20 protein-coding genes are annotated in these 20,873 nt (G+C 41.2%); 9 read left to right on the top strand and 11 right to left on the bottom strand.

Translation table 11 applies throughout. The features are described from left to right. Positions 1 to 341 precede the first annotated feature (341 nt). Positions 342 to 614: an HU family DNA-binding protein gene (locus tag OEG80_RS04560; protein ID WP_011513979.1), complete on the bottom strand. Its 273-nt coding sequence runs from the start codon at positions 612 to 614 to the stop codon at positions 342 to 344. A gap of 490 nt (positions 615 to 1,104) precedes the next feature. Between OEG80_RS04560 and OEG80_RS04555 the strand changes: the two genes are divergently transcribed. The 8 genes from OEG80_RS04555 (at position 1,105) to fdx (ending at position 8,198) form a co-directional block, all read left to right on the top strand. Beyond that, positions 1,105 to 1,752, top strand: coding sequence for a hypothetical protein (locus OEG80_RS04555; protein WP_263242012.1), 648 nt, complete (start codon positions 1,105 to 1,107; stop codon positions 1,750 to 1,752). Positions 1,753 to 2,133: 381 nt separating this feature from the next. Then, positions 2,134 to 2,646 carry an Rrf2 family transcriptional regulator gene (locus OEG80_RS04550; protein ID WP_149491856.1) on the top strand — a complete coding sequence of 171 codons (513 nt, stop codon included), beginning with the start codon at positions 2,134 to 2,136 and terminating at the stop codon, positions 2,644 to 2,646. Continuing rightward, positions 2,643 to 3,869: an IscS subfamily cysteine desulfurase gene (locus OEG80_RS04545; protein ID WP_149491857.1), complete on the top strand. Its 1,227-nt coding sequence runs from the start codon at positions 2,643 to 2,645 to the stop codon at positions 3,867 to 3,869. Before OEG80_RS04550 ends, OEG80_RS04545 begins: the two co-directional genes overlap by 4 nt. 207 nt (positions 3,870 to 4,076) lie before the next feature. Continuing rightward, positions 4,077 to 4,463 carry a Fe-S cluster assembly scaffold IscU gene (iscU, locus tag OEG80_RS04540; protein WP_011513983.1) on the top strand — a complete coding sequence of 129 codons (387 nt, stop codon included), beginning with the start codon at positions 4,077 to 4,079 and terminating at the stop codon, positions 4,461 to 4,463. Positions 4,464 to 4,669: 206 nt separating this feature from the next. Next, complete coding sequence (iscA, locus tag OEG80_RS04535) at positions 4,670 to 4,990, top strand: iron-sulfur cluster assembly protein IscA (protein WP_011280745.1); 321 nt, start codon at positions 4,670 to 4,672, stop codon at positions 4,988 to 4,990. A gap of 60 nt (positions 4,991 to 5,050) precedes the next feature. Next, complete coding sequence (gene hscB / locus OEG80_RS04530) at positions 5,051 to 5,632, top strand: Fe-S protein assembly co-chaperone HscB (protein ID WP_263242011.1); 582 nt, start codon at positions 5,051 to 5,053, stop codon at positions 5,630 to 5,632. Positions 5,633 to 5,884: 252 nt separating this feature from the next. Next, positions 5,885 to 7,762, top strand: coding sequence for a Fe-S protein assembly chaperone HscA (gene hscA, locus OEG80_RS04525; RefSeq protein ID WP_263242010.1), 1,878 nt, complete (start codon positions 5,885 to 5,887; stop codon positions 7,760 to 7,762). A gap of 97 nt (positions 7,763 to 7,859) precedes the next feature. Beyond that, entirely contained in the window at positions 7,860 to 8,198 is a 339-nt protein-coding gene (gene fdx / locus OEG80_RS04520; protein WP_263242008.1) for an ISC system 2Fe-2S type ferredoxin, read from the top strand. Between the two features lie 153 nt (positions 8,199 to 8,351). Here the strand turns inward: fdx and OEG80_RS04515 are convergent, their stop codons facing one another. The 5 genes from OEG80_RS04515 to OEG80_RS04495 form a co-directional block, all read right to left on the bottom strand. Then, positions 8,352 to 9,773, bottom strand: a complete 1,422-nt coding sequence (locus OEG80_RS04515; protein WP_263242005.1) for an adenylate/guanylate cyclase domain-containing protein — start codon at positions 9,771 to 9,773, stop codon at positions 8,352 to 8,354. A 353-nt stretch (positions 9,774 to 10,126) separates the two neighbouring features. Beyond that, positions 10,127 to 10,558, bottom strand: a complete 432-nt coding sequence (locus OEG80_RS04510; RefSeq protein WP_011513989.1) for an HIT domain-containing protein — start codon at positions 10,556 to 10,558, stop codon at positions 10,127 to 10,129. Between the two features lie 228 nt (positions 10,559 to 10,786). After that, positions 10,787 to 14,518, bottom strand: a complete 3,732-nt coding sequence (mfd, locus tag OEG80_RS04505) for a transcription-repair coupling factor (protein ID WP_263242004.1) — start codon at positions 14,516 to 14,518, stop codon at positions 10,787 to 10,789. A gap of 229 nt (positions 14,519 to 14,747) precedes the next feature. Next, positions 14,748 to 15,263 (bottom strand): ribonuclease E activity regulator RraA, encoded by a 516-nt coding sequence (gene rraA, locus OEG80_RS04500; protein WP_041772578.1) that lies wholly within the window; start codon positions 15,261 to 15,263, stop codon positions 14,748 to 14,750. A gap of 129 nt (positions 15,264 to 15,392) precedes the next feature. Beyond that, entirely contained in the window at positions 15,393 to 16,094 is a 702-nt protein-coding gene (locus OEG80_RS04495; protein ID WP_263242001.1) for an NAD-dependent epimerase/dehydratase family protein, read from the bottom strand. Positions 16,095 to 16,622: 528 nt separating this feature from the next. Here OEG80_RS04495 and rpsT point away from each other — a divergent pair. After that, positions 16,623 to 16,889: a 30S ribosomal protein S20 gene (rpsT, locus tag OEG80_RS04490; protein WP_011513993.1), complete on the top strand. Its 267-nt coding sequence runs from the start codon at positions 16,623 to 16,625 to the stop codon at positions 16,887 to 16,889. 128 nt (positions 16,890 to 17,017) lie between these two features. Here rpsT and OEG80_RS04485 read toward each other — a convergent pair whose 3' ends face one another. From OEG80_RS04485 to OEG80_RS04465, 5 genes are all read right to left on the bottom strand, one after another. Further along, a complete protein-coding gene (locus tag OEG80_RS04485) occupies positions 17,018 to 17,854 on the bottom strand; it encodes a histidine phosphatase family protein (protein ID WP_263242000.1) in 837 nt (278 codons plus the stop codon). 165 nt (positions 17,855 to 18,019) lie between these two features. Beyond that, a complete protein-coding gene (locus tag OEG80_RS04480; protein WP_263241999.1) occupies positions 18,020 to 18,817 on the bottom strand; it encodes a metallophosphoesterase in 798 nt (265 codons plus the stop codon). A gap of 122 nt (positions 18,818 to 18,939) precedes the next feature. After that, positions 18,940 to 19,638: an orotidine-5'-phosphate decarboxylase gene (gene pyrF, locus OEG80_RS04475; RefSeq protein ID WP_263241997.1), complete on the bottom strand. Its 699-nt coding sequence runs from the start codon at positions 19,636 to 19,638 to the stop codon at positions 18,940 to 18,942. A gap of 75 nt (positions 19,639 to 19,713) precedes the next feature. Then, positions 19,714 to 20,142, bottom strand: a complete 429-nt coding sequence (locus OEG80_RS04470) for a LapA family protein (protein WP_133104463.1) — start codon at positions 20,140 to 20,142, stop codon at positions 19,714 to 19,716. Between the two features lie 159 nt (positions 20,143 to 20,301). Further along, entirely contained in the window at positions 20,302 to 20,610 is a 309-nt protein-coding gene (locus tag OEG80_RS04465) for an integration host factor subunit beta (RefSeq protein WP_020443770.1), read from the bottom strand. Positions 20,611 to 20,873 lie beyond the last annotated feature (263 nt).

The following is a 20,873-nucleotide window of genomic DNA, read 5'->3' as shown; positions in this document are numbered from 1 at the left end:
AATAATATCAACGCTCTACAAGCTGGCAATGGTAAGAAAATGGTAAAACTAACAAGGGGTGCATTTTATTATGGTCGCTCAAGGCGGATAACACCGTCTTGGTTTGAACAACATCTCTATCGCGCGCCCTATGATACGTGATTTTTGATGCAGACTCAAAATATTCAGGTGATATAATACAAACTATAGCACTAAAAAAAGCACCTAATATCTAGGTGCTTTTTTGATGAGTCGCTCATAGCTGTTATGAGGTGTCACCTTTTATTGCTTTATCATCAACAAACGCAGTTTTTATTCATGTATCACGTCATAAGCTGCGACTGTCTTTAAATAGATACGGCTTAGTTCAAGCGCTCTTTTAGGTTTTTACCAGCTTTAAAGCTTGGTACTTTGCTGGCTGGGATGCTTAGCTCTTCACCAGTCTTAGGGTTACGGCCAGTACGTGCTTTACGGTCTTTTACGCTAAAAGTACCAAAACCAACTAGTGAAATGCTATCGCCAGCTTCTAGAGCTTCGCCAACGCTTTCCATAACTGCGTTCAATGCATCGCCAGCTTGAGTTTTATTTAGACCACTTTTCTCAGCAATGCTATCAATTAATTCTGACTTATTCATAAAATTTCCTTCAAGTTTTAGGGGGTAAAAAAACGCTCACGCCAAGCATTGTATCGCTCTCAGAGCACTTAAGCAATAAAAACCACTTGGCTCATGCATAAACAGGTTTTGCTTTGTTATCGCCTTTATAGCAAGGCAACATAAGGAGCGCAAGCAATTTTACATATTTTTGTGCACTCTACAACGTATTTGACACCCAATGTTACCTAAACCTGCTGCAATATGATGACAAAAACGCTATTTTAGCTTTTGTTTGCTGAGCCCTTATCTAGACGCTGATGTTTATCAACGCCAACTATAAACTGTGATAGTTAACGCATGAAATAAAAGAATTATTGTCAGGTAATAATTTTGCAACTGACAGAAACCCGCGTTACTTTTTATCATAAAGGCGTTACTATAAGCGCAATGTCATTGCATACTTTGGGTCGGTTTTAACCCTTACTTATCTTATTATGTTTTATTTGAACAATAAAAACGGATTATCTACATGAAGCGTTCTACGTTGTCTCACTCTTTTCTTAATGTCATTTTGGTGTTTATCGAATCGGCGCTGACCCTATTGTTACGTTTAGATCCAGAACTCCGTAAAGCCGCTTATCCACTTGCTAAGCAAGAAACTGTCGTTGCGCTTAGATTATATCTACCACACGTAGAGGTGTTCGCTACTTTTAGTACCAAAGGCGTGTTATTAGATGACAGGCTACCTATTGGTCGCAGTGAACCTGATGTCGTGATCAATGCTTATAGCCTGCAAGTGATTAATGCCATTACCACGCATGATAGTGAAACAACTGAAAAGCTGCAAATGCGTGGTGAAACGTTACAGGTTCAGCTGGTTAAGCAATTTATTATGCAGCTTGGTCTAGGTAGCTTAATTCAAGGCTTAATCAAAAAGATTAAGGGCGGTAAAAGCAAGCCCAAGCCGACCGAAGCGGAAATGGCAGATAAAAAAGAAAGCTATAAGCTACGTATTAAAGAACAGCAGATCGAAATTACTACTTTGACCATCAAAAATCGTGAGCTTGAAACCGCTGTCAAAGAGCTACAAAGCAAACAAAAGACTTTTATCATCACGACAATAATTGCTTCTATCATTGCTCTTGCTGCCATCATTGCACTCTTTGTAATGAATTAATGTTCAAAAAATAATCTGATGTATAGATGATTTTTTAAAAATATCTCTTAAGAGCGTTTGATATGACAGATCGTCTATCAAGCGCTTTTTTCGTTTTATCTTCAATCATTGTTTTTATCAATCATCGTCATTAATATCACTAACCATTCAACCACACTTTAATCTTGACTAAATTACTCGGGATTGAGTATAATTACCTTATCGTTGCACACATCGGGTAAACCATCTGTTGTTTAATAACGATAAGACACACTTAGTCGACAGATGATTTTTCTTATTAGCAGCATAGCTATTATATGTGACTGGCTATCTCTTAACCATCTGACCGATACTAAGATCGTTGTTAAATAAAATTATCCTTAAAAAGTTTGGAGATAACACATGCGTTTAACTACTCGAGGCAGATATGCCGTGACCGCTTTGCTAGATTTGGCATTACAAACCAGCCAACAAGAAAGCGCGGTGTCTTTATCCGACATTGCCAAGCGACAGTCCATTTCTATATCCTACCTTGAGCAGTTATTCTCAAAACTTCGTAAGCGTGGTTTGGTCACTAGTATTCGCGGCGCAGCAGGTGGCTATTATTTAGCAAAGCCACTTGATCAGATTGATGTCATGAGTATCATTTCTGCTGTCGATGAATCGGTCAATGCCATGCAGTGTGAAGGACGCGGCGACTGCCAAGGTGGTACAATGTGTCTGACCCATGATTTGTGGTGTGCATTATCAAATCATGTAGAGCAGTACTTGAAAAATATAACATTAGCGCAATTATTAAACATGGAGCACGTGCAGTCTGTATCAGATCGGCAGCACAGCGATGCTCTAAAAGATATTTCTACAAAAGACATTAACACTATTACTTTATCGACCAGCGAGGCAAACCCAGCATGAGCCAACATAACACCCTTATATATTTAGATTATGCCGCCACGACGCCAGTTGCTAAGTCAGTCGCTGCCAAGATGAGCGAATATCTGACGGTAGATGGCATCTTTGGTAACCCAGCATCACGCTCGCATGGCTACGGCTGGCAAGCAGAAGAAGCGGTAGAAACGGCTCGTCAGCAAGTTGCTGAGGTCATCAATGCTGATCCTCGCGAAATCGTCTTTACCTCTGGTGCGACAGAATCTGATAACTTAGCCATCAAAGGTGCTGCTCATTTTTATCAGTCTCGTGGTAAGCATATTATTACCAGTAAAATTGAGCATAAAGCGGTATTAGATACCTGCCGTGAGCTTGAGCAAGAAGGTTTTGAGATTACGTATCTTGAGCCGCAGCCAAGCACTGGCATGATTTTACCAGAGCAAGTAAAAGCTGCCTTACGTGAAGATACTATCTTAGTGTCTCTCATGATGGTGAATAATGAGCTTGGTACGGTGACTGATGTTGCAGCGATTGGTGAAATCACGCGCGAAGCGGGTGTTGTTTTTCACGTTGATGGCGCACAGTCTGTTGGTAAAGTACTTATCAACCTTGCAGAGATGAAAATTGACTTAATGAGTTTCTCAGGTCATAAAGCTTATGGTCCTAAAGGTATTGGTGCCCTATTCGTTAGTCGCAAGCCGCGTATTCGCCTAAAAGCCGAGCAGCATGGCGGTGGTCATGAGCGCGGTATGCGTTCAGGTACTTTGCCGACTCACCAAATCGTAGGTCTTGGCGCAGCATTTGAGTTAGCTAATCAGCGCTATCAAGAAGACAATGCACATGCGGCAAAATTACGCCAAAAACTGTGGGATGGTCTACAAGATATTGAAGAGATCTACCTAAACGGTGATTTAGAAAACAGCGTACCTAATATTGTAAATATCAGCTTTAACTTTGTTGAAGGCGAATCACTGATGATGTCGCTAAAAGACTTAGCTGTCTCATCAGGTTCAGCTTGTACGTCAGCGACTCTTGAGCCATCTTATGTCTTGCGCGCTATTGGTCGCCCAGACGAGTTGGCACATAGCTCAATCAGATTTAGCTTTGGTCGTTATACTACTGAAGAAGACATTGATACGGTTATCACCCAGATGCATCAAGCTGTTGATAAATTACGTGCGCTATCGCCACTTTGGGATATGTATCAAGAAGGCGTTGATTTAGACTCAGTAGAATGGTCTGAGCACTAATACTACATTTAAGCTTTATAATTTAAAAAATAATGGCAACAGCGATATTTTTATTTACTTTTTCTATCAAACATAAAAATATCGCCATAGCTAATGAATCAGACAATTATACATTAAGTGTTTGACCCCAATTATCGATGAGCCAGTAACCCATTAACAAAGACAGTCATTAAATGACAGCTCATCATCTAACCAGGAGAAAACCCCATGGCCTATAGTGACCAAGTTATTGATCATTACGAAAATCCACGCAACGTTGGCAATCTTGATAAAAATGCCAAAAACGTTGGCACTGGTATGGTCGGCGCACCAGCCTGTGGTGATGTTATGCGTTTACAAATCCAAGTCGATGATAACGGTATTATCGAAGATGCACGCTTCAAAACTTACGGTTGTGGTTCAGCCATTGCGTCAAGCTCGCTCGTTACTGAGTGGCTAAAAGGCAAAAGCTTGGATCAAGCTGGTGAAATTAAGAACAGTCACATTGCTGAAGAATTGGCATTGCCACCAGTAAAAGTGCATTGCTCAGTCCTTGCAGAAGATGCAATTAAAGCGGCTATTAGCGACTATAAAGGCAAGCATGTTCCTGCTTGAGCCCAGTCGTCGTTAAAATGACCAGCCATATTAAATAGTGTATAAGCTGTTTAATATATATTGTTTAGCAACTTGTTCTCTGTATGAAAGCGCAAGCTGCCAAAAAGCGGCTAACGCCAAGGAGGTGACAATGACGCTTATGTAATTGTCACCTTTTATTTATTTTGAATTTTTATCCCTATTATTGATAGTCAATGGGAGTTGGCATGATTGAAATGACAGAACGCGCCGCTCAACATGTGCGTGAGTTTTTGGACAATCGCGGTAAAGGCGAAGGCATACGCGTGGGTATTCGTACGGCAGGATGTTCAGGCTTGGCTTATGTTTTAGAATTCGTCGATATTCCTGACGAAAATGACACCCGTTATGAGAGCCTTGGTGTTAGTATTTTTATTGACCCTAAAAGCTTGGTATATCTCGATGGTCTATTAATGGATTATGAAAAAGAAGGTCTCAATGAAGGCTTTAAATTCAGTAATCCTAATCAGAAAGGCGAATGTGGCTGCGGTGAGTCTTTTACGGTTTAACCGTTTTTACTATATAAAATAGAAGCCCTTAAAATAATAAATAAAATAAAGGCAGACGATATGACAGACAACGTATTAGAACCACAGTTTGATAATTTTTTTGCCTTATTTGAGCAGCCCGTACAGTTTGAGGTTGTACAAGACAATTTGGATCAGCGTTTACGTTTTTTGCAAAAACGCTATCATCCTGACAATGTAGCAAAAAATATAGCCAATATTGCAAAAGCACAGCAGCAATCTGAGCAAGCATCAGCGCTTATTAATCAAGGGTATCAAACTCTGAGTTCGCCTGATAGTCGAGCCAGCTACTTGTTAGATATGGCAGGTCAAGCGCAAAGTCTAGAGCATTCCATCGCAGATCTAGACTTCTTAGAAGACGCTATGGAAATGCGCATGGATTTGGACGACGCTATTGGTGCTCAAGATATAGCAACGCTAAAGCAGTTACATCCACAGATTACAGAACGTCTAGCAAAGCAGTCAGCAAGCTTTAAAAACGCTTATGAGACTCAAGACTGGCAAACCGCTATCGATTCTACCCAAAAGCTGAAATTTCTGGTGAAGTTAAATGCTGACGTCGTGACAGCCATTGATGGAATCTCGGCAGCTACACATTTAGATGATGATGATTTATATGTGTAATTAATGCGCTTATTAGTAGCGTTATTATTGAATATAATAATAACGGCTCAATTTATAATACGTTTCAGAATTTTTAAAAAGCGACGGTTAAAGTAAGACCAATTATCTCGTATAATCTTGACTCTAAAAGCCTTTAATGGCTAGTTTCTATATTCAAACATTTATAGCAAAACTATTTTATGTTGTACTGACGATAGTCTATTTATCGTCTTTGTATCATTTCACTTATTCATTTTATCTTTGAGTTATCTTATGTCCTTAATGCAAATTGCTGAACCCAATCAAAGCACCCGACCTCACGAGCATCGTTTTGGCCTAGGCATTGACCTTGGTACCACGCGATCATTGGTCGCCGTGGTACGCTCAGGCAAAGCTCAAGTTTTGCAAGCAAGCACAGCGACAGATACCTTGTTGCCTTCTGTGGTGTATTATCCAAGTGAAGGTAGCCCATTGGTTGGTTCGGACGCCCTCGCCCACGTAGTAGATGATCCAAAAAATACCATTATTTCAGCCAAGCGCTTTATGGGTCGTAGCCAAGCTGATATCAAATTCTCTCATCCTTATGAGCTAAGCGGTGACAAAGATGAAATGCCAGCTTTTGTCACTGCGCAAGGAGCCGTATCTCCTGTTGAAGTGTCAGCGCGTATCTTAGCAGCGCTAGAACAGCGTGCTGCTCACGCATTGCCTGAGGATAGCATTCAAGGTGCGGTCATTACCGTGCCTGCCTATTTTGATGAAGCACAGCGTCAAGCTACTAAAGACGCCGCTCAAGCAGCTGGCATCAAGGTACTGCGTCTGTTGAACGAACCTACTGCAGCTGCGGTTGCTTATGGACTCGACCAAGCAACTGATGCAGGTATCGAGAAACATTACCTTATCTATGATTTGGGCGGCGGTACGTTTGATGTGTCGATTTTGAAACTAAACGATGGCGTTTTTGAGGTGCTAGCGACAGGTGGTAATAGTGCACTTGGTGGTGATGATATCGATCGCTTATTGACCAATTGGCTGATCAAGCAGTTGAATATCGATCCTATAGACGTCAGCCTGCACGATAAGTCAATCCTTGCTCAGCAAGCCAAAGCCTATAAGCAAGCGTTGACGGATGCTGAGCAAGTTGAGATTGATATTATCGTGAATGAGCAATCCTTTAAGGGCATATTGCGCCGTGAAGATTTATTAGTCATTGCAGACCCAGTGAGTCGCCGCACCTTGAGCGTTTGCGAACAAGTATTACGTGATGCCAAACTTTCAACATCTGACTTAGATGAAGTTATTTTAGTTGGCGGCTCGACCCGCATGCCTGCTGTTAAACAAATGGTTACTGATTTTTTTGCAAAGCAGCCACTTTGTCGATTAAATCCAGATGAAGTCGTTGCTTTAGGTGCGGCACAAACTGCGCATCAATTGGTCAACGGTGATAGTGATAATAATTTATTGTTGTTAGATATTACTCCGCTATCGCTTGGTCTTGAAACCATGGGCGGTTTGGTTGAGGTGCTTATTCCGCGTAACACACCCATCCCAGTCAAAAAGCGCCAAGTGTTTACCACTTATCAAGATGGCCAGACTGGTATGGTGATTCATGTGGTACAAGGTGAGCGCGAGACTGTCGATAACTGCCGCTCCCTAGGACGCTTTGAGCTATACGGTATTCCACCCATGAAAGCGGGATTTGCGCGAATCGAAGTGACTTTTAGCATTGATGCTAATGGGCAGCTGACAGTGAGTGCACAAGAAACCACTACCAAGACCGAAAGTAAAATTGAGATTGTGCCTTCTTATGGTTTGTCTGATGAACAAAAAGAACAGTTACTCATTGCAGGATTTAAATACGCTGAAGAAGACAAAAACGCGCGCTCATTGATTGAAACCAAGGTTGAATCAGAACGTGAGATACTGGCACTGCAATCGGCATTGAAAGATTTTGACGCTTTACTTTCAGAAGATGCTAAGCAGTCTTTGGTACATACTATGCAAGACTTGCAAGCTGCGCTTGATACCAATGACTTAACCCTTATTGATGCAAAAAAGCTGGCGCTTAAACCTCATAGCGACGCCTTTGCTGCTCTTATCATGAATCAAAGTGTCAAGACCAGTATGGCAGGTACCAGCGCCAAAGACTGGTAACAGAAATAAGTTACCATATTACTGACGTGTCAAATTAAGCATATTTTTATATTTTTAGATGTTATTTTAAATGGATTAGCACCGGATAGACTACCTTATGCCAAAAATCACTGTACTACCCCATCATGAAATTTGCCCTCAAGGCATCGAAGTTGAATTAGCAGCAGGCGAAAATTTATGTAAAGCCTTACTCGAAAAAGGCATCAAGATTGAACATGCTTGCGAGATGTCAAAAGCTTGTACGACTTGCCATGTCGTAGTGCGTAAAGGTTTTAATAGCTTAGATGAGATGGATGATATCGAAGCTGACTTACTCGACCGTGCTTGGGGGCTGGAACCTGATTCACGCTTGTCTTGTCAGGTGATGCTTGAGGATGACGATTTAACCATCGAAATTCCTAAATATACTTTAAATCATGCTAAAGAAAATCACTAATTATTGATGACTTTGCCTATCAGTTCTATTTAAGCCCTTTGTATTTTTAAGTTAAAAGCAATACTCATAAAAAAACCAGTTATCACTCATAACTGGTTTTTTTATGTTTAAAGTAAAAAGGCATAACTCATAATCATCTAATGCTATTATCGACTATTTATGATGCTGAGCCTCTTTTTTACTGGCTTTACTTATTTCAATAGCAACCGCTTTTTCTTCTTGTTCGATGCGTTCAAGTGCAAGATTGAGACGAATTCTGATATCTTGATAATCATTATCTTGCATGTCTCTAAAATTCAAATGCAGGTTAAAACCTGGTAGCGTGTGGTCGACCCATTTTGACAGTTTTCCTTTATTCTCATCAGGATCTAATACTTTCCAAGCGCTCATTTTATTATCGAACCCTTTTAACTGAAAAGCACCTGCATATTCGCAGTCAAAATCATGAGCGATATAGTCATGAGTGCTTTCGCTGATGTATATTTCACCCTTACCAGCGACAGCTTCAAGCCTTGAAGCTAGGTTTGCCTCTTTACCAATGAGCGTATAACTCAGACGATTATTACTACCAAAGTTACCAACATGACAGTAGCCTGTGCTAATACCTACGCGTATATATAATCCCTCAAAGCCCATCAGTCGCCATTTTTGCCGCAGCGTACGCATTTCACGGCGCATATCTATTGCCATAGCTACACAGTCTAGGGCATCTTGACGAGGACCACGGCTACTCGGCTCACCAAAAAAGCAGACCATGCCATCGCCGATAAACTTATCTAGTACTGCCCCATGTTTATTGGCAATCAATGTCATACAGTGCATATAAGTGTTTAAAATATCAGCCAAATTATCTGCACTTAAGCTATCAGACAGTTCAGTAAAACCAACAATATCTGAAAACATAATCGTCAGCTTAGCGCGTTTATTAGCGACGGTAACTGGACTATCCGCTTTAACAATAGGCTCCCATACTTGCGGTGGTACGAAACGTGTCAACTTATTGATTACCGACACCATCGTACTTAAGCGCCCGACCACTTGCTCAGCCCGTGCCTCATAATGGATATACTCATAATATATATGGCGAAAGTGACAAAGCATTACGAGCATCGTTGCTAGCAAGATGATAGGCGTTATCCAACTGGTATGACAATCTATCTCGGCACTACTTAAAATGACACTAACGTAGTAAAAAATAATGATGGTAACGATGGATACAGAAACCAGCTTTAGATGATTCTCAGGGCTGCTAATAATAATACGCAATCCGATCAACGACGCTAAACTTAATGAGATAATGGGACAAAGCTGAATGGAACCAATAACAGAAGACAATAAAATAATAACTATATTAGACGTCCAAAAGCTTTTTTGACGACGAAAGTTATAAATTAAAATCATGAGGCTAGGTAAGCAGACGACGATTAAAAGTGCCATCGAAGTTGGACTGAAGTCAAAATGGATAGCGAGCAGTATCACGCTGAGTATGAGAACAAAGATTTCAGGATAATCAAATCGACAGACATCAGTACCCTGTATAGATTTTTTTGGGCTAAAGGTGTCTAAAAGTGCCATGAGAGCTATTCGCTTAAATCAGTAAAATCATTGAAAGTACTCATAAAGATAGTATAGATAATGTACCTTATCCTTATAAAGAATATTTATGCTTATAAATAATATAAGAGAAATTAAACAGTTAACTTGCATATTATACGTTTTAATTTTATTAACAGCTATGTCATTGAGTCCTCAAAGTATACCGTTTGTCATTTATTTTGTTACCAAAGCCAATGAAATCATCATCTCAAGACCTTTGTACTAAACATAAATATCAATTTCGAGCTAATGGCAAAAAAGCCAGATAATATATCTGACTTCTTTTAACTGACATGTAACAAGCAATGTTAAAACTATCAATAAGTAGTTAATTACATCTGCCAATCAAACGGCATTTGATGATGACCGCGCAGTGCCATCATCAAAGTCTGTTGCATTTGCGCCAATACTTCTTTGCTATAAGGCACTGCAGGAACGCCCCATACCGGATTTGGCCACTGCATATCGTTTTGATAGCGGACAATATGATGAAAATGAAGCTGTGGTACTTGATTACCGAGTGCTGCCACATTCATTTTATCTGCCTGAAAAGTTTTAGCGAGCTGACTTGATAACCAGCTCGATTCACGCAAAAACTGCGTTTGGTCTGCCTCAGACAATTCATACAATTCTTTGATGCCTGATACTCGTGGCACCAATATCAACCATGGAAACTGGCAATCATTGATTAAGCGACAGGTTGATAGTGGAAAATCACCCACTAAAAAACTATCGGCAGCAAGTTTATGATGAAGTTGGAACATAATGGCGGTTCTCTTGTTATGAAACTCAAGGATAAGAAAGAAAGATTAGGCTTAAAATTTAAAACAGATATTTAAGGTAAAAATACAGTGACGCTATTTTATCAGTTATCCAATCGATAAAATAGCGTCATGATTTATTGTCTAAATGTCCTGCTTTTTAAATCTCTTAGTCTATAAGGTAAAGGTTAAACAGCTATTTTCCATGGTATATAGTGATGATTGAATATCCTAAACCGACTCTACCACCATATGCTTGCTAAAATAGCTTAATAACTCTTGAATCACCGTGACACGCTGCTGCGGTGTTGCCAATTTATCAGCATCCTGATAGCGAATGCCAGAAGCACCATTCATACGATAGCGCTGCCCATTTGCTTGAATTAGTTTAATAATCGCCAAAGCATCGACCGGGGTATCGGGTGCAAACTCTAATGTCATGCTATTACTATTGGCATCAATTTTATTAATTTTCAAAGGCTCGGCTTGTATGCGTAGACCATGAACCGCAAATAACTGCTTGGTCTGCTCTGGCAAAACACCAAAACGATCAATCATTTCAGTTCGAATATCAGTCAGTGCCTCTTTATCATCGGCATTGCCAATACGTTTATAAAATAACAAACGCTGATGCACATCATGCAGATACTCTTCTGGTATCAGTGCCGAGCTATGCAGATTGATTTCGCTGGTTAGCGATAATGGTGTACTTAAATCAGGCTCTTTACCGGCTTTAATCGCCTTCGTTGCTCGCTCCAGCATATCCATATATAGACTGAAACCAATTGCCTGCATATTACCACTTTGCTGCTTACCAAGTATTTCTCCAGCACCGCGAATCTCTAAATCTTCACTTGCCAGCATAAAGCCTGCACCTAATGTGTTAGCACGCTCAATAGCATGCAATCGGCGCTTGGCATCTCCTTTAAGCCCCTTGATAGACGGTACAAGTAAATAGCAATAAGCTTGATGATGACTACGACCCACGCGACCACGCAGCTGATGTAATTGAGCCAAACCAAACTTATCCGCGCGCTCTATAATAATGGTATTAGCATTCGGTACATCAATACCGGTTTCGATAATGGTCGAACAAATTAGCACATTGAATTTTTTATGATAATACTGCTGCATGACTTGTTCTAGTTGACGTTCTTGCATTTGCCCATGAGCGACCCCTACTCGCGCTTCAGGCACTAGTTCACGTATGGTCTCTGCCATACGCTCAATACTGGCCACATCGTTATGCAATAGATAAACTTGACCACCACGCAACAGCTCACGCAAGATAGCCTCTTTCATCAAAGCGTCGGTCTTCTGCATGACAAAAGTCTTAATCGCAAGACGACGGGCTGGTGGCGTGGCAATAATCGACATATCACGCATACCCGAGAGCGCCATATTGAGCGTTCTCGGGATGGGCGTCGCTGTCATCGACATACTATCAACATCAGTCTGAATCGCCTTAATACGCTCTTTATGGCGCACCCCAAAGCGATGTTCTTCGTCAACAATCATTAGACCTAGATTAGAGAACTTTACATCGGGCTGTAATAACTTATGCGTACCAATGACGATATCAACCTTGCCTGCCTCAAGGTCTGTTAGCACAGTGTCTTGATGTTTTTTACCGCCAAAGCGCGAAAGCGTTTCAATACGTACTGGCCAATCAGCAAAACGATTGCGGAAATTGTCTTCATGCTGACCGGCTAGCAAGGTAGTCGGCACCAGCACCGCTACTTGATAACCAGCACTGACCGCAATGAATGCCGCGCGCATGGCTACTTCCGTTTTACCAAAACCTACATCACCACAGATGAGACGATCCATGGGCTGATTCTGCTTCATATCTTCCATGACTGCATGAATAGCGCTGGCTTGATCCGGTGTTTCTTCAAAGGCAAACTGACTAGCAAACAGCTCGTATTGCGAGATATCTATTTTAAAATGAATCCCGACCTTTGCCTCACGCCGTGCTTGTATATTAAGCAACTCAGCTGCGACATCATGGATTTGCTCGAGCGCTTTCTGTTTAGCTTTATCCCATTTTCCACTACCAATCTTGTGCAATGGTGCAAGCGCTGGGTCGCCGCCGCTATAGCGATTAATCATTTGCAGATTGGCAACCGGCACGTAAATACTGGCATCATCAGCATATTTTAAGTGAATAAATTCTTGCTCACCATCTCCGACATCTAAAGTTATTAAACCATTATAACGTCCAATGCCATGCTCAATATGAACGACTGGACTGCCATCAGTTATTTCAGTCACGCTTTTAACCAAGAACTCTTCTGATACACCACTTTGACGACGACGGCGTGTTTGCAGCACTTGCCGACCAAATAATTGTGTCTCACTAATCAGAACCAAACGCTCAGGGACATAGACACCACGTTCAATAGGCGCAACCGTTAGCCCAACTTGTGGCTGCTTTTTAGCATTAAGACCAGTAGTTTTATCGGCAGCTAAAAATGCTGCAAAACTATCATAAGCCTTGATCTCAATCTTACCTTTAAACAGCTCAATAAGAATCTCACGACGACCTGCTGTCTCAGATACTATTAATACTGGTGTTGCTGTTTGCGCTTGTAGCTCTAAAAACGCTAGCAGCTCAGTAAGTGGCTCTGCTTTTTGATGATTGACGGCCAACTGTGGCGGCTCTTGCGCACTTAAGGTCACCAAGCCTTGTTGCTTATTCTGAACAAAATCTAACTGTGGTTGCTCAGATAACTGTAATGGACTCTCCAATACTGTCTCGTCAATCGCAGATGCATCATTCATTGTCGACAGTTCATTACGTGCACTGAGTATCACCCGTGGATAATGATTGAGATGCTCGTTAAGAGTGTTTGACAACAAATACAGCAACTCAGGGGCGACAATAGGTTTATCAATATCATGACGGCGCTCTTCATAGCGGCGCTGGATTTGCGACCAATAATCCGCCTGTTTCTCGTTAATTAGCTCATCAGTGATGAATAGCGTATTGCTTGGCAGATAAGCAAATAAACTACTCTCTACCGTCCAATCTTTTAAATCAAAAAACAGTGGCTGATAATATTCCAGTCCGCTACTGGCAATGCCCGCCATCACATCTTTATGTAATTCAAATTTACGGCTATTGCTATTGGGGAACATGGCAGCAAAATTGGTGCGAAAGGTTTCACGCCCTTCATCAAGTGGAAACTCTTTTGCGGGTAGGATCTGAAACTGTTTAATAGGCTTTGAGATATCTGGCAGTTTATGCAGTAGCGACAATGACTCTTTGCCCATACTACTATCGTTGCCACTCATCATGACTTTTAGGTCATCGACAGTTAATGTCCGTTGGGTCTGCGGATTAAAAAAGCGAATGGTTTCAATTTCATCGTCGAATAAATCTAGACGTAGCGGGAATGGCTGACCCATGGCAAAGATATCAATGATACTACCACGTACCGCAAATTCCCCCGGCTCAAAGACATTATCTACCGCTCGGTAACCTGCTTTTGCTAATAAGCTACGTTGGGTATTGATATCAAATTGATCGCCAACACTTAAATCAAAATGCTGTCCAATTAACCAGCTTGGTGGCGCAACACGGTGCATTAATGCTTGCACAGATATCAATAGCACGCCTGACGTTGGCATATCGGTTAATAAATTGATACGCTCACTGACAATATCTTGATGCGGTGACAACTCATCATAGGTCAGTGTCTCCCAATCAGGAAATACATGAGCATCCACGCCGCAAAACGCCAACTCTGTCTCTATTTGATTCAGCTGATTTTGGTCACGCGTCACTACGACTTTTAGACGCTCGGCAACATTCCATATAGGTGCTTGTACTAAACTTGCCAGCCATAAGCTGCTGACTGCACCGTGCACAGGTGCAAGCCAGCGACGCTGGGCATTTTGGATAGGGAATAATTGCTGGTTAATCGGGGCAAAGGCGTCAGTCAAAGCAGTGATAGGCATAAAGGGTAAGATCAATGTTAAGAGTCAGAAAGCTATTATACGAATATTTGCGCAATTACCAAAATTTATGCCGTAACGGTTTGTCACATAGCATTATTATAGAAAACACCAAGAGCCAAACACTTTATAAAATAAAGATTTATTGCTAAGAATAGGGCTGATAAACGAAAAGACCTTAGCTTGCGAGCCAAGGTCTTTATAGGGAGTTCTTCAAAAACAGACTTTGTGTTTAAATTAATGGCTTGTCACTAGCGATAATGCCGTTATTGTCTGCGTAGACAAACATACCAGAATTTAGCGTTAAATCACCAAAGCTGATTTCAAGATCGGTTTGACCTTCATCGCGGCGATTTGATTTACGCGGGATACAACCAAGCGCCATGACCCCGATATCCATTGCTGCCATATCATCAACATCACGAACACAGCCATATACAATGACCCCTGCCCAGCCATTATCAATAGCCGACTGTGCAATCATGTCGCCTAACAGCGCACAGCGCATAGACCCGCCACCATCAACGACCAATACTTTGCCATTACCGTCTTTGTCTTTACCATCACTGTTAAGCAACGATTTGACGCGACTATTATCTTCAAAACATTTGACGGTCACAATCTCACCGCAGAATTTGTCTTTACCGCCAAAACTATAAAACGATTTACCCTCGATATTAGGCAGGCATACCTGTGATTCAGGATTGGCATCTAATAAATCACAAGTTACAAAGTTTTCTTTGGTCATTGTTGCTGATTCTGGCATGGTGAGACTCCTTGTCTGTTATGGTTAAATTGTTTTGATTTATTGAACTTAAACATTACTTAGGCTATTTATTATAGTAGTAATAAATGTAAAAGTTATCTGATTAATAGCTTAATGTTTTACGCGGGTCATCGCAAGCATCTGTTTATTTTCGATAATATCAGTGGTTTTAATCGCGGGTTCGCTGCGGTATTTACTGCGATGATAGATATCATGGGCGCTCATCGCCATGGCACTAGCGACACGCTTAGCTGAAATAGGATGTAAGGATAATGACTCGGACACCAATGGCGAGATAAGCTGGAAGGCTTTTTGTCCCAGACTCTCAAGCGGGCGACCCTTATGTTTACCAAGTAGTAATGATGGACGGAAAATAACCAATTGGGCAAACCCTAACGCCATTATGGACTCTTCCGTTTCAGCCTTTACCCGATTATATAAAAAGCGACTGTTGATGTCAGCATTCATCGAGGACAATAAAAAGAAGTTTTCAACGCCTTTCTCTTGGCAAAGTTTGGCGAAACCAACATTATAATCATGGTCAATCTTGCGAAAAACTTCATCACTACCCGCTTGTTTTTTGGTGGTGCCCAAGCAACTAAAAGCATCCGTTTTTCGATCAGCGCCAATGCTTGCAAAGATTTCGGCTAAGTTGTCAAAATCATTTACCTGATAAAAACGCATGCTCGCATTGATGTAACGAGGCGGACGCCGTGCAATCACAATCAATGTGTCATAAATCTCACTCAGCTGCTTTACAAGATGTTGCCCGACCAATCCCGTTGCACCTATTACCATTGCTTTTCGCTGCATATCCTATCCATTTATAGAGTGTTGGAATACTTATGATCGTCAAAAATGTGACTTTTTAAAGCCCGTCGGTGACGCTGACCACTGTAGTATCATACCTAAATTAATCAATCATCGAGGCTATTATGCATGATTTATTGTAAGAGATTTTATCAGCAAACAGTTTTACTCAGCTCATACGCTCGTTTGGACTCAAATACTTACTCAATATTATGATAAATACCTTTATTAATACCTATTAAAGGCATAAAATCCCGCTCATCCACGTAATGCCGTAACTTCTTTGAGCATTAATCATCAAACTTATTGTCCTAAGGGCGATAATTTGCTAAGATAACCGGCTTTACACGTCAACGCTGTTTAATTATTCCAAACAGTTTTGGCGCTTGCGATGATTTATTACTATCAGATACTTTAATAGTAGGCATCGACATCATGTTCGGCGAGACGGCTGCTCGTTATCGATGATGGTTAAACCCTTTATTGCAATCCACATTCATAATTTTATCTGTCTTTATCAAGGAGATTCGCGTGGCTAATACTGCACAAGCTCGTAAACGCGCCCGTCAAAACACTAAACGTCGTCAGAACTCTGCGTCACAACGCTCTATGGTTCGTACTTATTTGAAACGTGTTGACGCGGCTATCGCTGCTAAAGATTATGACGCGGCTACCGAAGCTTACAAAAAAGCGGTACCGGTTCTTGATCGTATGGCTGACAAAGGTATTCTTCATAAGAATAAAGCTGCTCGTCGTAAGAGCCGCCTAAACAAAACCATCAAAGGCTTACTAGCTTAAGATTGGTTGCGTTTAGACCGTATGATTCTTCGATAACATCATAACTAAAACCTTGTCACTGGTTCTAATACTGGGGCAAGGTTTTTTTATGCCTGCTCAAAAGTAATTAATAATTTCGTAAATAGCGCTTATGTCCATTTTACTTCTGGTGGCAATAATAGTTTATTTGGATGAAAGCCAGCAGTACGGTAGGCTTCAAGCAAAGTGTGTATTGGACGTACATAAACTTCACCGCGCCAGACAAAATACGCACTTGCCTGCTCGAATGGCTTGTCATCAAACCACAAAAATACCCCTTCCATCATTTTTGGCCAATCGTTCCAATCAATCTCAACAACATCAAACATCACCGCTAAGAATGCAGATAACAAAGTGTCATGGCTGACAGCGAGCATTAGATGCCCGTGTTGCGGCTGATTTTGATAAAAAAGCGATAGAATATCGAGACCGCCCTGATAAGCGTTTTTAGTGCCTTCAAGATTGCCTTGCAAGAATCGATTGATAAAATTGAGAACACCAATCTCTTTAAAGATGGGATTTGCAATATCAGGTTCGGTCACTAAGCTACCAGGCTCAACCAACAATGACTGGTGCGCGATATCACGCCGTAGTCCTGCCCCTTCTTGCATCAGCTGCGCCGTATCAAGACAGCGACCAATCGGGCTTGAGATGCTATCAACATCGAGCGAATACGGCAGATGTCCTGACAACCAACGACCCCAAGATTTTGCCAATACACGACCTTTGGGTGTCAATGGCAGCTGATAACTGGCAAAGCCATTACCATCAGAGCGCTCACGCAGGGAATGTCTGGTAAATAAAATCAGGCGCTTATCTTCAGGCAACAACCTGACCGACGACATCATACTATCAGGAAGATGTGAAGGGGCTGGTGCACTTGGAGTATGACTCGCAAGCTTCTCAGCGGATAGGCTCGATGTGGTGTTATTAGGAAGTTTACTCATCACACAAGCCTATCAGATTTTCTCTCAGGAATGAACCAAATATAAGTCCAATCGCAATATAATCTAAGGCAAATATATTGAGAGCAGATCTATTGATTTTATTAGAAATAAGACGCTATGACACGGTGAAATCAAAAAAGAAATACTCATATTTATTACGTTTGACTAACCGATATCAATTACTCTATCCCATGTAAACGATAATGCCGTACTACTAACCTCATTTGGATAAGCACGCGGATTGACGATAACGCGCGTCTTATGGATGTGGTAATCAAATGCTTCATGCGTATGCCCATGCACCCATAGTGCTGGTGCCCACTCTTCATACATCCAGCGTGATAAATCACTGATAAATGCGGCATTACTTGGTAGCTCAGCATACTTCTCAGAGACAGATAATGGACTGATACTATGATGACTCATCACCACGGTTTTTTTGCCCAGTGCTTTTGCCGTTATCAATGCTTGTTTAAGCCATTGACGCTGCTTAGCATGAATCTTTATCGACATTTCAGGTGAAAACAGCTCGCTGCCGGCATAGATCTGTTTGTAGTCACGCATAAAGCGCATTGCCACGGCCCTAGTCTCTTCATTGGCTTGATATTGATAATCTGTCCAAAGCGTACAACCTAAAATGCGCACCTCTCCGATATCAATATGCTGACACTGCAAAAATCGTACGCCCTGCTTTGATTCACTATCATAATTGTCCCAAGTTGCCAGCTTTTTATCAAAATGCAGCACGTCTTCATTAAAGTACTCATGATTACCAGCGATAGTGATTAGAGGGACTCGTAAGCGCGCTGCTTGCTCTTGTAGCCATGGCATACCAATATCGCTATTTGCTGTATCTCCCGCCACCAGTACGATGTCTGCGTCGGTTTTGGGGATATGCCCTATCGGATGGGATTGACGTATATAACTGTCAATATGTAAGTCACTCAAAATCTGTAATTTCATAGCAGCCTATATCATTAAATAAACATAAATAGTTTAGCACCTTTTCATCTAGGGACAAAAAGTAAAAAGACAGCGGATTAGGCTGTCTTTTTACTTTTTGACTGAAGTATCTGATTGAAAAGTTAGAGAGTTTGGAGTATTAACTGTAATTTCGCTGCAGGATCTACTGCTTGAGTAATTGAGCGCCCAATCACCAGATAATCAGAGCCATCAAGTAATGCCTGTTTTGGCGTACAAATACGCTTTTGATCATCAGCATTATCATCTAGCAGACGAATACCAGGCGTAATCAGTTTAAAGTCCTGACCACATAATACCTTTAATGCCTTTGCTTCTTGTGCTGAGCATACTACACCATCGAGACCGGCTTGCTTGGTTAATTGTGCTAAGCGGCTCACTTGTGCCTCTAAGCCGTCGGTGATGCCCGTTTGTATGAGTGCTTCATTGTCCATAGATGTTAAGACAGTCACTGCAATCAGTAGCGTGTCAAAATCATTATCTAGCAAGCGCTGTTTTGCCAATGACATCGCATCGTAGCCGGCACTTGCATGGACGTTGACCATCCATATACCAAGCTCAGCCGCAGCCAATACTGCTTGTGCAGTGGTATTGGGGATATCATGAAATTTAAGGTCTAAAAAAACCTCAAATTGGCGCTGATGCAATGCTTTGACTATCTCAGGGCCACAGCGGGTATACAGCTCTTTACCTACTTTCAATCGGCATAATGCCGGATCTAATTGGTCAGCTAATGCAAGAGAGGCATCCTTTGTCATATTATCTAATGCAACGATGACAGGAGAATTAATTGCGTTGTTCATTGTTATGCTTCTTTATATCAGGTTTATCAAATTATTATATTTATAATCAGCAGTGAAAATGCATATTACAAATTATTAGTAATCACGTTTTTGCTTGGTCAAACTTGACCCATCATGCACATTGGCGTTGGGATGAGCATTGGGCATTGTCGTATCCTGTACATTGACCGCTGTTGCACCATAAACGGCTTCTTCTACAGTAGGCGCATTCGCTTGACGATCAATCACCATATTGGCTTGGGTTATCTGCTCTTGCAAATTGGTATTTGCCTTTTGTAGACGCGATATTTCCCACTTGTTTTGCAAAACACGGAAAATTAGCAGTGCTAACAAGATACCTATAACGATACCAAGTATGAGGCAAAGTATCATTAGCAAGCCTAAATTCATCGTTGGTGCTTGCGAAAACAAAAGATTGACGCCAACTTCAGTATTGTTTGCCAATACCAAACCTAGCGAGTAAGCGAAGCTCAAAAATAGCAGCACTAATAATAAAATACGCATCAGACGTCTCCTTAAGTTTTTAATAGAACAGATAAATGGATAAAAACTAAGCCATACTGATTGAGATTACTACGTCATAAAAGGGTTAGTATAAATAAGAAAAATCGGCTCATACTTTAGTAGTAGATCGGTAGAATATCTTATATTACTTCAACTGGCTTATTGGCCGCCTGCTACTTTTTCGTTTACAGCTTCACGTAATGCCTTGCCTGGCTTAAAATGCGGAATTGCTTTTGCAGGTACTGGTACGCTTTCACCCGTTTTAGGATTGCGACCCATACGAGCACGGCGATGATGAAGACAAAAACTGCCAAACCCACGAACTTCTACTCGACCATCATTGGAGAGCGTATGAGTCATCAAGTTTAATATCTCGCGTACGGCGTCATCGACAACGGTATCTGTCATCGTGTCACAATTTGCACTCAGATTACTAATAAATTCGGACTTATTGATTGTTTGCTGCATTATCATACTTGCCTTGTTCATTGATAGATAAGATGATGGAAATAACTAAAATGATCACCACAGATATTATAAAATATTAGCTGACAACCACGCGATTGTTGACTAAATATCTGTTCATTTATAATGACTTGGATCTGATTTTACATCTCGTTACTCGATGTTGTAAATGATAGCGGATATTGAAGGAAATTGGAAACAAGAGTTCCTCTATCAAGGAAAAAACTGTATCAATTATCGTTAATACTAAAATTTAGCCATAAAAA

The organism is Psychrobacter sp. SC65A.3, assembly GCF_025642195.1.
Lineage (GTDB): Bacteria > Pseudomonadota > Gammaproteobacteria > Pseudomonadales > Moraxellaceae > Psychrobacter > Psychrobacter cryohalolentis.
This window is presented reverse-complemented; position numbering and strand designations above follow the sequence as displayed.